Here is a 12,084-nt window from a genome sequence, read left to right as displayed (position 1 = left end):
TGGCGCAACATCACCTTTTATTCGTCTGATTTTTTCCGTTTTACTTTCACTCCTTACATCGAGAAGTGTCCGTTCTTTCTTATCAAGGCAGGTCTTCTGACTTTGTTCCTCCTTCAAACTCCTTCCCATTCGTTTCCGAACAGTGGATTTAATGTTCGTAGGCTATAAAGGAACTCACAGCTGCGAGACAGTTGGGGATTTACACCCTCATTCCCTTTTTAATCGCGTTTAAGCGAACCTTTGTGCTGCAAAGATATATCTTTTACATGAAACAAACAAACAAAAAGTGATTTTTTTGTATTCTGCATTTTTGAAAAGGAATCAGAAACGAAATGCAGAATGCCTTTGAAAAGGTAGCGAGGAAAAGGACTTCGGATAATAACTGACGCTTTGCCATTACCGATATATGCTTCATCCCAAATGGGTCATGAGGCGGCTTATCTATCTTTTCATGTATTGAAAGATAGGAAATGTCCCATCCTCTCAATAGAAATGAAAAATGGGAAACAAAGTGCTTGCTATTTTGTTGAGAGGTGGAAACGTAAGCCAATATTGAGGGTAAGGTGTAACGGATTTTCCTGATAGACTGTGGGCACAGAAGTGCCGTTGCTGAAATAGTAACCCACGGTCGGTTCGGCATAGATGCCCATGTTTTTGATGGGACGATACTCTGCACCGATGGCTCCGTTGACCGACCATTGCAAACGCCGAAGGTTCACTTTTTCTGTGCGTACGTCTTCTGTCTTGTTGTGTATCATCGTCTTCACTCGTGCGCGACCTCTCACCATTTTCTCTGCCAGCACACCTCCCGAGGCGTAGAGAGAGAAGCGGCGATGCTGCCAAAGACGATAGTTCAGACTGACGGGAATGCCCACATACGAGAGTGTTTGTCGCGTGTGGCGGGCGTAGGTCTCAGTATGAGCCGTGAGGTCGGATGTAAGTTGCGTATAGGAAAGACCGCTTTCGATGCTCCACCGTTCAGAAAAATCGTAGTGCAGCGACAGCCCGAAATGCACGGGAGTCTTGTGGTGTACGCGCGTTTCCATGCCGGGCACAAGCTCGCCCGTGGGAGCGATGCCGTTGCTTTTCATGTCTGACGGATAAGGACCATAGGGTTGTGCTGCGGCAAGCATGGGGGCAATGTCGCTGGAGGAGCGTTCCTGTGTCATGCTCCCTGTCACATAAGCCTTTGCCAACATGCCATGCGAAGAACGGGAGACGGGTTTTGTAGGAGAAGAAGCAGGGGTATGATGGGTGAAAACAGACGGTGCTGACGGTTGAATGACAGGGCTTTCGTCCGGCAGTTGCCTATTTTCGTCCGGCGTGGGGCTTTCCTCGGGCTGCACGGAAGAAGGCTCATCGCAGTTTTTTTCTTCACTGATCGCAAGTTGCCGGCTTGGTAAGTGCGTGGCGGTTGCTGGCGCGTTATCCATAGCAAGCAGCTTCGGAGAGGGATGAGAGATGAATACGGACGAATGATGGGGGCGCTTTTCGCAGACAGGGGGTGCCGGTTGCGAAGTCTTTTGCGTTACCTGTTGCAGAGTGGAAGATGCTGGGTGATGGCGCAGAAGCAGAAAGGTCGTCCCGCCAACGAGTAACACCAATACTGCAGCCGCAATGCTCCGTCGCCACGAGACGATGCCTGCAGCAGGTCGACCGACTTGCTCCAAACCTTTTTCCATTTCCTCCCACGACAGCGGAAGTTCAGATAGCCGGTAGTCCTCCAGCTTCTTTTGCATTGCTTTTCGCCATTGTTCTTTCATGTAACTATTGTTTTGAGAGGGTTGATGGTTGGGTTATCGTATGTAAAGTATACTCACTCGGGCTTAACGGGTCTGCATGTTCTGCTCTGTATTGTTCGATTTTTCGTGCGAGCAAGTTCTTCGCCCGATGGAGTTGAGAGGCTGAACTGTCTTGCTTGATGCCTAATATTTGGGCAATCTCTCGGTGGCTTTTTTGCTCGAAAACATAGAGGTTGAACACGGCTCGGTAGCCTTCGGGCAATTCGCGCACGAGTTGGTGGATGACCTCGGGCGGTATATCGTCTATCGGCGGGTCGTCGGTTTCCATTTCACCGACTGCCATATTCTCGGCTGGGAGCAAGTCATCGTGTCGTCGCTGCCGTAAGAACGTAATGGCGACATTCACTACGATGCGCGCAGCCCACGCCTTGAGCGAGCCTTGCCCTTGATAATGGAAGTCGCCGATGTGGGTGAATATCTTGAGAAAGCTATCCTGAAGCACGTCTTTCAGGTCGTTATCGTCGCTGATATAGCGGCTTCCCACGGCTGAAAGATAGCCGGCGTAGAGAGAATAAAACTCCTTCATAGCGGTTCTCTCACCGCTATGAAGGTGCTTGATGAGTTGTTTCTCTCTGTCGCCGATAGTGAAACGCACGTGCCAATCCGTTTAGTCGAGAGGTTTGAGCATGGCTCGCGTGGGTGCAGCGGGGAAAGATGCGACGGTCTTGCGTGAGCAATATTTAAATACGGTGCTCTTTTCGCCACTGTAAGAAAGCCATCTTAATGTAAGAAGTACGGTCTTCCCTTTTGTGTCGGGCAGGTTTTGGAGCCGGAAAGCCACCAGACCGTCGCCCACAGTTTCTTTTGCATCGCCATTATCATTGTGGTAGAACGTCACGCAATAGGGAGTATTGACATCTTCCGTATGCACGAGATTGACGGAATGACGGGCTGTGTTGCCCCATCGGGTGCGGAACCTTAACGTGAGATAACCATCTTCTGCAAGACTTACCCAGTCTTTTACAATCTCTACGGGGGTGTTTCCATAGCGTGCTGCATTTTGTGTTCCGAGAAATGGTGCCATGTCTTTCGTTCGTATGCTGTCTATCCAATTCACCCACACGAGATGGCTGTAATGTGGGTCTTTGCGGCGTTCGAGGGTGTAATTGACCAATGCGCGCACCTCTTTCTTTCCAAAGGGAGAGGTCTTTATGTTAGTGGCCAAGAGGGTTTCCTCATCGTTGAGTTGCATGTAAAAAGCGCTGTTGTCGATGTTGGGCTTTACTGTGACGAGCGCATTGGGAAAGAGGATTCGGGTGTTGTCTTCGCCGTTGTCGAGACAAGACTGCCAAAGGAACGTGGCTGATAGCAAGGCGAGTGTCGTTGCCCATAGGTGTTTCTTCTTCATATTCATTCTGTTTAGGTTCTACTCTTTAAACGCGATAAGATGAGAACCTTGCATGCAGAGAACGTAGAAAAGGGTTAAATCATATTAAAACCGAGGCATATACACAAAAAAGGATAGCTTTCACGACGAAAGTCCTTTTCTCGGACTGTGTGAAAGCTATCTTGCTTGTGCGAGAATCGTGTGTCTGCAGGTGTCAACGACCTGTGGTCTGACTTGTAAAGGATGTACTGCCGACACTTGATTCTCCGTTATTTTTCTTCAGGAGCCTTATCGATGAGGTCCATGAATTGGTCGAGTTTAGGTGTAATGATAATCTGGGTACGGCGGTTGCGCTGCTTACCGAGTGCGGTGCTGTTGTCAGACAGGGGGTTATACTCTCCGCGACCACCGGCTGTCATGCGTTTGGGGTCTACGCCATAGCGTGTCTGCAAATACTGAACAACACTGGAAGCACGCAGACAAGAGAGGTCCCAGTTGTTGCGAATATTCTCTCTTGAAATGGGCACATTATCAGTATTACCTTCTATCAGTACGTCGTAGTCTTTGTAGTCGGTGATGATTTTTGCAATCTTCGACAAGGTCTCGGCTGCACGATCGTTAATCTCGTAACTGCCACTCTTGTACAACATATTGTCGGCCAACGAGATATAAACTACTCCTTTCAACACTTGCACATCAACCTCTTTCATTTCTTCCTTGCTCAAAGAGCGGGTAAGGTTGTTGGTCAGCACCATGTTCAGCGAGTCACTCTTACTCTTCACCTCTACCAAATGGCGTATATATTGGTTGGACTCATTGATTTGGTCTACCAACTTAGAGATGTTGATGTTGTTGGAATTCGCATTGTTGAGGCTCTTATCAAGTGAATTCTGCAAAGCAGCATAATCTCTCTTCTGCTGAGCAAGACGGTCTTCGAGGCTGGTAACACGCGCCTGACTGGCTGCCAGCTGCTCTTTCGTGCTCTGATACTCGGAGGTCAGTTTCTTATTCTCTGCCTGACAATTTTCTAAATCCTTTTTACTGGCACAACTGCTGATGAGCATTGCACCGGCCATAACGGCTAAAAATAATACGTTCTTCTTCATTGATATAAGTCTATAATTGTTGTTTTGTAGTGTGCGAATGGAACATACCCGTGCCTCAAAACGCCTTTTTAAAGGACATTTCCTCGGCAGAAGTGCTACAATCGCAAATTGCAAATATATGGATAAGATGTCATAAAAAATCAGAGAGCCAAGGTGGTTTAGCATAATTTAACCCGAAAAGGCGGTGATTATCTTACATTAACGGGATTGAAAAGCGGATGTTTCCGTATGTAAAGGGAAGACAACAATACCTAAAAGTAATCGCTTATATAAAAAGGACTTATGAAAATTGACTATATTTGTACAAGGGAAAACCGATGAGACATGCAGAGAATGTCGTATATATTGTTTCTTTCTTTCCTTGTAAGTATCGGTTGCAAGGGGCAACGGCAGGGTGTGGTATTAGACATTGATACGCATCTGCCCATTCGTTATGCGCAAATTTATACAAATACGAATAGACGACTCGATACAGACGCTTTCGGTCGATACTTTTTACCGACATCCGTCACAAGCATCACACTGACACATGGCAATTACTTACGACGCACCCTGTCTCTTTTGGAACTAAAAGACACGGTGTATATGTTGCCCAAGCAGGTGAGAATGGACGAGGTGATTGTTTATGGTAACCAACTGAAACCCACCGTTACGCCCAAAGAAATCGCCACCTATGCCAAGCAATTTGCACCTACGAGTGCAGGAGTCGGCTTCGATTTCTTCGCCCTTTTCAAGCGAAATAAAGTGTCACGAAAGGAGCGGGCACGACGAAGAAAAGCCATTGAAACCTATTGAAAGCAGACAAAAGGATTGTAACGAATGTGATGAAACAGAGCCTAAGATATAGCAAATGAAACGTATTTTAGCAAGACTGATAGCCACTTTTCTTCAAAAAATTTTGGTCGTTTGAAATTAATGCGTACCTTTGCACACGCTATGCCCAGATGGCGGAATAGGTAGACGCGCTGGTCTCAAACACCAGTGGAGCAATCCATCCCGGTTCGAGCCCGGGTCTGGGTACCACAAATCCCTCGTAAATAGCTGATTTACAAGGGATTTTTCTTTTTCAAGGCGTACTAAAAGTGTACTTTATGACAAAACAAAGAGAAAGGTGTACTTTTATGATTTTTCGTCTCTTAGTTTTATATTTAATTAACGACAACTCTTCCCTGGCGAATTCCATAAGCAAGTGCAAAGTGATGCGCTCCTCCTTTTTTGTATTGCTTAAGTTATCCGCCGATACGATTTGGGGGCACTTCACAATATCTTTGTCGATTCTTTGCATTTGGTTGTATATGTAAGAACGAAAGTGTATCTTTGGCATTGTAATTTTGAATGCCTAAAGGTATAAAAACTTTAGGAAATAGTAAAGCCCTGGCTTGAGAAAGTCGGGGCTTTGTGCAGAAAAAGAGAATATGACCATTTGGACACACTCTCGTTCTTATTGAGTGATCCCATTTTATTCGGAAGTTTGCCATACATACTTGAATTTCTTTATTATTCATACTCTGCAAAGGATTCTGCTCCCATATCGACTGCCTTTGGTACACATACAAAAGAACTCTCAATGAGTTTCTCGTACTGTCATTGCTATTTACTTATCAGATTCTTATACACAACAGACCGCAACAGCTCGTCTTTTCGCTGCTTTGAGACGGGAAGTTCTTTCCCGCCCATGAAAATCCGCCCTCCCGAAATGGTATCTATATGGGATATGTTGACAAGAAAGGATCGGTGTATTCTGAAAAAGGCTTCTCGGGGCAACATTTCTTCTAAAGACGTCATGGTTTGGTGAATGGTCAAAACCCTGTCCTCGAAATGCAGTCTTACGTAGTTCTGCATACCCTCCGCGTAGAGAATGTCTTCCCATGCAATCCGCTTGAAGGAATCTCCCTGCCTGATATACATGCCCGGAGCCGTTGTTTCTTCGCGTCCGCTTTGCAGGAGAAACATCTCCCGTGCTTTCGATACCGCCTGAAAGAAGCGCTGAAAGGCAATGGGTTTCATCAGATAATCTGTAACGTGCAATCGGAAACCATCGAGCGCATATTCCGAATATGCCGTGGTGATGATGGTCAATGGCGGTTTATCCAACGACTCCAAAAAGTCCAATCCGGAAAGACAGGGCATGTTAATATCCAGAAACATCAGATCAATCTCTTTGTTTCGGAGGATTTCGGCAGCCTCCGACGCCGACGAACAGGAAGCGGCAACTTCCAGAAAATCCAACTTTCCGATATAGTTCGCAATTCCTTTTACGGCAATTGACTCGTCGTCCACCACCAAACATTTCATCCTGTACGGGTTCGTTTTCAATATCATTTCCACCATCGGTTTAGAAATCAATTACGAGTTTTGTATGATAGCAGTTTTCCGTTTCATCGATTGTCAAGTCATATTTTCCGAAACAGAGTATATCCAACCGCTCTTTTATGTTTTTAAGTCCCCTCCCTCCCGTATCTGTTCTTCTTGCAGGCAATGCCGGTTTAGAGTTTTTTACTTCAAGAAAGATGGTACTGCCCGCCTGCCGCAGACAAATATCGATATCTCCTTTTTCCATATCAGCACCGGCAACATGCTTGAACGCATTTTCCACAAACGCAATGAAGAGCAATGCCGGGATTTTCACCTGTGCGTTTTCAATCTCCCACGAACACGACACCGTGAGCCTGTCGTCCCGGCGCAACTGCTCCACGGCAATGAAATCTTTCAGGAATTGCACGTCCTCGCCGAGCGTTACGCTTTGCCTGTCCCCGCTATACAGCTGATAACGCAATATCTCGGAATACCTTATCAGCAGTTCCGACGCCAGTTCCACATCGGTCTGCATCAGCACGTGTATGTCGTTCAGCACGTTGAACATGAAGTGAGGCGTCATTTGATGCCTGAGCGTGCACAACCGATATTCGGCAAGCCGCTGCTGCGACCTGACATATTCCAAAAAGAAACGCAGTCCACAAATGGCGATATTGATGATAACACCCGCCGAAACAGGTACGAAAAAGGCGTAAGGTTGCGTTGCTGACAAGTTGAAACAGCCTGACACGAGAAACACCCCCGCCTTTTCCAAACCGGAAAACAGTTCGATGCAGCTCACGAAAACAAGTCCCACAACCAGCGATAACGCGGCAAACTGCCCGGCAAACCGCCCTGCTTCTTTCTGTTTCATGGCTCGCAGCAGCAAAGGTCCGCTCAGGTAGTTGGCAACAGGGCATATCGTAATGATCAGAAGTGCAGCAAACAGCACCGATTCGAGTGCCGACGCCGTTTGCGGCATCACCTGAAGCCAGAAAATAAAAAACATCAATATCCAAAATGGGATAATAATGTATCGGTCTTTTTTTATCAAGTCGATATTCATACTGCAAAGTTAACGGATTAAATGAAAATATTATTATTCGTCAAAGGTAAAGCTGTGATTCGTCAAAGAGATTTTGGCAAATGACGGTCGGATATATAACTTTGTGGCAGATTATTATTCATTCATAAATACCAAGATGAAAAAAATATTGCTTTTAGAATTAATGATGGCTGCCTGCACGAGCTTAAATGCTCAAATCATGTTCAAAACCGAATATTTCGGAGAATCGGATTATCGAATGACAGAAGGCGATACGGACAGGAAAGTGGGAAACAGCAAAGGTTCGGCGGTTGTTTATCAGGGCGGTGTCAATATTCCGCTGTCGATGAAACTCGATGAAAACAAACGCCCTACCATGTGGGCACTCAGTGTGGGAGGAGCATATGTAAGGCTCGATAACAAAGGTTTCACGGAGCCTTTGGTCATCGACGAGATAATGAACCTCGGCCTGAGCCTGAATCATTTAAGGCCTTTGAATGACAGATGGTCGATGCTCGCCACCGTCGGAGGCGGCATTTATATGCCGAGCACTAAGCTTTCCAAAATCAGGTTCAAGAACGTTTTGGGCAGTGTGGGAGTGGTTTTCATCTATCATCTGAAACCGAATCTTGAATTGGGCGGGGGGATTGTTCTGAATAACTCCTTCGGCTATCCGATGCTGTTCCCCGCCTTTTACCTAAACTGGGCGACGGCTGGAAAATATACCGTAAAAATCTCGATGATGGACGGTGTGGAAATGTCGGCGGGATATAATGCGAACAGGCATTTAAGTCTGAACATCGTGGCGGAAATGAAGGGACAAATGGCGCTGATGGTGCAGGACGGAAAAGACAAAATCTTCTCCCACCAATACATTATCGCTGGCTTCCGCCCCGAAATAAAACTCGGCAAACGCATCTCTATTCCCCTCACGGCCGGCATTCATGTTATACGCCCTGCGGAAATCACTGACAGGAGCTTAAAGAGTATGTTTCGGGACAGGTCATGCTATTTCCAAGTATCTCCTTATGCTTCTGCCGGTTTGAATATCGAATTTTAGCCGATGATAAGAAGTTGCCTTTCTATGCAATTATATCTGTGTGCTAGCGATTGAAGCGTTTCCCATCATCTTGGCGATACTCTCAATAGGAATTCCCGCACTCAAAGCAAGCGTACCGAATGTATGGCGTGCCATGTGCCAGCTGATGTGTTTATTGATTCCTGCACGCTTTACCCACCGTTTTACTGATTTGCAACAGCTCTCATAAGTGGGTAAGTTGAAAATGGATGAATCTAAGTTTTCTGGATCTTCTCCTATCAATGAAAGCAAACCATCGTTCAAAGGGATAACCACACCGCTATTGGCAGAATGTCCTTTGGTTTTATTCTGCTCAAACTTCAAAAGATGGTTGGTATAGTCGATATTCTTATAGGTTAAGTCTTTCACATCGCAGAAACACAGACCACAATACAGGCGCAAAGGATAAATGCTCGTCACACATTTCAAACCGAGTAAAATCATTAACTCGTTTATTTTCAGGTGTTTTCTTATTTTGCAAAGATACTAAAAAGTCTTGAATATCAAAGTGTACTTATCTAACAAAAAACAGGCAAAAATGGGCTAATTTGGTAAAAATGAGAAAAACTCAAATTACTGATTATCAGTATTATATATTCTTCTCGTTTCTCTTGTTTTCACGATCTTGTACCGGGTCTGGGGTACTACAAACCCCTTGTAAGTCTTTGATTTACAATGGATTCTTCTTTTTCAGAATGTACTAAAAGTGCACTATATAACAATACAATGAAAAAGGTATACTTTTATAGTTTTTCGCCACTCAGATTTATATTTAATTAACGACAACTCTTCCCTTTTATTCTGTTTATTTCCCTTTCTTGGCTTTTTCTCCAACGAATGCCCTATCTTTGTAAACAATACCTATCTTAGAAAATTGCAAAAATGGAAAATGACAATCTAAGGATACAGCTTGACAGTATTCAGCGAATATTAAGCTATTGCATTACTCAGACCTACAATGTGCTCATTGGAAATATTCTGAGGAAGAAAGGTTGCATCAACAATATACAGTTCAAAGAGATTTTGCAAAAAGAATATATCCGAATGACCGATGAACTATCCTCCATTTATCTGAATTATCCTGCTCTTGCATGTGTAGAGGAATATTACAACGATGATGACTTTTTGTGGGAAAGCTCCTTCTTTGAATCACTGACCAAAGAACAAAAACAGAAATATGCCTCATTCTCTGTATCTTCGTTTGAATATGCGAAATACATTGAGACACACACCTTATATAATGATGTCCTGCCGATGTTCTCGTATCTTGTTGATGCAATTCTATATGAACGATACGCAAAATATCTCATGGCAGAAATAGAACGAATTGAATTGACAGAGGTACAAACTGATCGGTCTCGCTCTTCTGTCTTGGTAAACGATGAACCATGTGAGCAGAAAAAGAAACCGGTCATCGTTGGTAAAGGAATAAATCCATTTCAATCCGAGTTTACAGATAAGCAAATTGAGATTCTTACCGCTTGCATCAACGAAATCCAATTATTCACGACCCACATATCTGCCAAGATACTCAAAGACTTTTTTGCTTGTAAACTAAAAGGTGTTTTGAAATCAAACAACAATCGCCAGCTGGCATATCTCATGCAAAGTCTTAATCTTCGAGGGTTCATTACTGATGAATGGCAATCTGCGATTGCTCGTAATGAACTTGTCTTGGGGAAAACAAAAGATACGCCACTGACACGCACCGACCTTTCCACCGCAACAGACCAAATCAACATGAAGCAGCCGAAAGGATGGGAAACCATTGATAACTACATCAAACAACTGAAAAAAGGTTGAGCATAGGCTGATACCTCAAACATTGCTCAACGCCATTTACTTTTATCGTTTCTAATTTTGCCCTCGTTAACAAATAATTAGCGAAGGTGCACCTTCATATTGTTTAATTCAAAATGTTTTCAATATGAACAAGACATTAGAAACTCGAGTTGAAGAACTCGAACAAATGGTATTCATGAATAAGAACGTGCTGAGTTTTGAAGAAGCCAGCAGATTCTTGAACCTCTCAAAGAGTTATCTCTACAAACTCACCTCAGGAAACTTGATACCACATTACAAACCACAAGGAAAGATGCTTTACTTTGAGAAGGCTGAACTTGAAGCGTGGCTACGGCAGAACCCTATTAAAACTTCTGCACAGATAAATCAAGAAGCCCAAAGGTATATTATGGGTAGCAAACCCTTAATGCAGAAGTAACTTATGGCACACGAAGATTTTATCCGTGTTGGTACAACCTTATACAAGATTGTGAACCAACCACGCATCAATGGCGGTTTCGTCAAGAAGCGTATTGTGTGGAACAATGAGACATTACGGCAGGACTATGGCAAAGACTTCATCGCCACAGTCCCAAAGTATGACGGCTTTTGCACTGTTCCCAACCATGTGAACTATCAGCCTGTGGTCGATAAGTTTCTTAATCTCTATGAACCGATAGGGCACCAGCCAAAAGAAGGAGAGTTTCCACACATCGAGTCCCTGATACATCACATCTTCGGGGAACAATATGAGTTGGGCATAGACTACTTGCAGTTACTCTATCTCCAACCCGTGCAGAAACTTCCCATCCTTTTGATGGTTTCAGAAGAAAGGAATACAGGCAAGAGTACATTCCTTAATTTCCTTAAAGCTGTCTTCCAGAACAATGTAACTTTCAACACGAATGAGGACTTCCGTAGCCAGTTCAATGCTGATTGGGCAGGAAAACTGCTTATTGTTGTGGACGAAGTTTTGCTCAACCGTAGGGAAGATAGCGAGCGGCTCAAAAACCTTAGTACGACACTTTCTTATAAGGTGGAGGCAAAAGGCAAAGATAGAGATGAAATCTCCTTCTTTGCCAAGTTCGTGCTCTGCTCCAATAACGAGTTACTCCCTGTTATCATTGACGTGGGAGAAACCCGCTATTGGGTAAGAAAAATAAACAGGCTTGAGAATGACGATACCGACTTTCTGCAAAAGTTGAAAGCCGAGATTCCTGCCTTTCTTTATTTTCTGCAGCATCGCACGCTATCTACCCAAAAGGAAAGTCGTATGTGGTTTGCACCCAAGCTGACTTTTACATCCGCTCTTCAGCGTATAATACGTAGCAATAGAAACAAGATTGAGTTGGAAATGTCTGAACTCTGCTTAGAGGTAATGGAACAGATGGTTGTTACCGAATATTCTTTCTGTATCAATGATATGGTGTGCCTGCTAAACAACACAGGCTGCAAGGCTGACAAAAGCCAAGTCCGAAGGATTGTACAGGATATTTGGAAACTCTCGCCTGCTCCCAACAGCCTTACCTATCTCACCTATCAGATTGACTACAATAGCTTCAGGAACTATTCGCCTATCAAGCGAACAGGCAGGTACTACACCGTGACCAAAGAACTACTCACAAACATTTAATCATTTATTTTGATGA

Annotated in this window: 11 protein-coding genes, 1 tRNA gene, 1 pseudogene and 1 riboswitch; of the genes and pseudogenes, 6 read left to right on the top strand and 7 right to left on the bottom strand. The window is 44.3% G+C overall.

All coding sequences use genetic code 11. The features are described 5' to 3' along the window. Window positions 1–69 precede the first annotated feature (69 nt). Window positions 70–257: riboswitch (cobalamin riboswitch) on the bottom strand. A 261-nt stretch (window positions 258–518) separates the two neighbouring features. From HMPREF0658_RS05170 to HMPREF0658_RS05155, 4 genes are all read right to left on the bottom strand, one after another. Further along, window positions 519–1,763 (bottom strand): porin family protein, encoded by a 1,245-nt coding sequence (locus HMPREF0658_RS05170; protein WP_006949130.1) that lies wholly within the window; start codon window positions 1,761–1,763, stop codon window positions 519–521. 4 nt (window positions 1,764–1,767) lie between these two features. Next, entirely contained in the window at window positions 1,768–2,397 is a 630-nt protein-coding gene (locus tag HMPREF0658_RS05165; protein ID WP_006949129.1) for an RNA polymerase sigma factor, read from the bottom strand. 12 nt (window positions 2,398–2,409) lie between these two features. Continuing rightward, entirely contained in the window at window positions 2,410–3,150 is a 741-nt protein-coding gene (locus HMPREF0658_RS05160) for a NigD1/NigD2 family lipoprotein (RefSeq protein ID WP_040557846.1), read from the bottom strand. Between the two features lie 248 nt (window positions 3,151–3,398). Further along, window positions 3,399–4,235 carry an OmpA/MotB family protein gene (locus tag HMPREF0658_RS05155; protein WP_006949127.1) on the bottom strand — a complete coding sequence of 279 codons (837 nt, stop codon included), beginning with the start codon at window positions 4,233–4,235 and terminating at the stop codon, window positions 3,399–3,401. Between the two features lie 324 nt (window positions 4,236–4,559). Between HMPREF0658_RS05155 and HMPREF0658_RS05150 the strand changes: the two genes are divergently transcribed. Both HMPREF0658_RS05150 and HMPREF0658_RS05145 read left to right on the top strand, forming a co-directional pair. After that, complete coding sequence (locus HMPREF0658_RS05150) at window positions 4,560–5,030, top strand: hypothetical protein (protein ID WP_006949125.1); 471 nt, start codon at window positions 4,560–4,562, stop codon at window positions 5,028–5,030. A gap of 143 nt (window positions 5,031–5,173) precedes the next feature. Then, window positions 5,174–5,258, top strand: a tRNA-Leu gene (locus HMPREF0658_RS05145). 567 nt (window positions 5,259–5,825) lie between these two features. Here HMPREF0658_RS05145 and HMPREF0658_RS05135 read toward each other — a convergent pair. Next, complete coding sequence (locus HMPREF0658_RS05135) at window positions 5,826–6,566, bottom strand: LytR/AlgR family response regulator transcription factor (RefSeq protein WP_006949121.1); 741 nt, start codon at window positions 6,564–6,566, stop codon at window positions 5,826–5,828. 4 nt (window positions 6,567–6,570) lie between these two features. After that, window positions 6,571–7,596 (bottom strand): sensor histidine kinase, encoded by a 1,026-nt coding sequence (locus HMPREF0658_RS05130; protein ID WP_006949120.1) that lies wholly within the window; start codon window positions 7,594–7,596, stop codon window positions 6,571–6,573. A 136-nt stretch (window positions 7,597–7,732) separates the two neighbouring features. On the opposite strand from HMPREF0658_RS05130, the gene HMPREF0658_RS05125 reads away from it, so the two are divergent. Then, window positions 7,733–8,635 carry a DUF6268 family outer membrane beta-barrel protein gene (locus HMPREF0658_RS05125; RefSeq protein ID WP_040557684.1) on the top strand — a complete coding sequence of 301 codons (903 nt, stop codon included), beginning with the start codon at window positions 7,733–7,735 and terminating at the stop codon, window positions 8,633–8,635. Between the two features lie 30 nt (window positions 8,636–8,665). Here the strand turns inward: HMPREF0658_RS05125 and HMPREF0658_RS05120 are convergent. Beyond that, window positions 8,666–9,069: pseudogene (locus HMPREF0658_RS05120) on the bottom strand (site-specific integrase); the annotation flags it as partial. Window positions 9,070–9,535: 466 nt separating this feature from the next. On the opposite strand from HMPREF0658_RS05120, the gene HMPREF0658_RS05115 reads away from it, so the two are divergent. The 3 genes from HMPREF0658_RS05115 to HMPREF0658_RS05105 all read left to right on the top strand — a co-directional run bounded on the left by HMPREF0658_RS05115 (window position 9,536) and on the right by HMPREF0658_RS05105 (window position 12,068). Then, on the top strand, window positions 9,536–10,456 hold the full coding sequence (locus HMPREF0658_RS05115) for a hypothetical protein (protein WP_006949117.1): 921 nt from the start codon (window positions 9,536–9,538) through the stop codon (window positions 10,454–10,456). 124 nt (window positions 10,457–10,580) lie between these two features. Next, complete coding sequence (locus HMPREF0658_RS05110; RefSeq protein ID WP_006949116.1) at window positions 10,581–10,874, top strand: helix-turn-helix domain-containing protein; 294 nt, start codon at window positions 10,581–10,583, stop codon at window positions 10,872–10,874. Window positions 10,875–10,877: 3 nt separating this feature from the next. Next, the gene (locus HMPREF0658_RS05105) at window positions 10,878–12,068 is read left to right on the top strand and encodes a primase-helicase family protein (RefSeq protein WP_006949115.1); all 1,191 of its coding nucleotides are present in this window, start codon (window positions 10,878–10,880) and stop codon (window positions 12,066–12,068) included. The last annotated feature ends 16 nt before the right edge of the window (window positions 12,069–12,084 follow it).

Source organism: Hoylesella marshii DSM 16973 = JCM 13450 (genome assembly GCF_000146675.1).
Taxonomy (GTDB): domain Bacteria; phylum Bacteroidota; class Bacteroidia; order Bacteroidales; family Bacteroidaceae; genus Prevotella; species Prevotella marshii.
This window is presented reverse-complemented; position numbering and strand designations above follow the sequence as displayed.

What these genes read in the sequence shown, in the direction of transcription:
- HMPREF0658_RS05130 (WP_006949120.1), bottom strand. Translation starts at nt 7,596, where the DNA reads ATGAATATCGACTTGATAAAAAAAGACCGATACATTATTATCCCATTT.
- HMPREF0658_RS05105 (WP_006949115.1), top strand. Translation starts at nt 10,878, where the DNA reads ATGGCACACGAAGATTTTATCCGTGTTGGTACAACCTTATACAAGATT.
- HMPREF0658_RS05115 (WP_006949117.1), top strand. Translation starts at nt 9,536, where the DNA reads ATGGAAAATGACAATCTAAGGATACAGCTTGACAGTATTCAGCGAATA.
- HMPREF0658_RS05160 (WP_040557846.1), bottom strand. Translation starts at nt 3,150, where the DNA reads ATGAAGAAGAAACACCTATGGGCAACGACACTCGCCTTGCTATCAGCC.
- HMPREF0658_RS05155 (WP_006949127.1), bottom strand. Translation starts at nt 4,235, where the DNA reads ATGAAGAAGAACGTATTATTTTTAGCCGTTATGGCCGGTGCAATGCTC.
- HMPREF0658_RS05125 (WP_040557684.1), top strand. Translation starts at nt 7,733, where the DNA reads ATGAAAAAAATATTGCTTTTAGAATTAATGATGGCTGCCTGCACGAGC.
- HMPREF0658_RS05135 (WP_006949121.1), bottom strand. Translation starts at nt 6,566, where the DNA reads ATGGTGGAAATGATATTGAAAACGAACCCGTACAGGATGAAATGTTTG.
- HMPREF0658_RS05110 (WP_006949116.1), top strand. Translation starts at nt 10,581, where the DNA reads ATGAACAAGACATTAGAAACTCGAGTTGAAGAACTCGAACAAATGGTA.
- HMPREF0658_RS05150 (WP_006949125.1), top strand. Translation starts at nt 4,560, where the DNA reads ATGCAGAGAATGTCGTATATATTGTTTCTTTCTTTCCTTGTAAGTATC.
- HMPREF0658_RS05170 (WP_006949130.1), bottom strand. Translation starts at nt 1,763, where the DNA reads ATGAAAGAACAATGGCGAAAAGCAATGCAAAAGAAGCTGGAGGACTAC.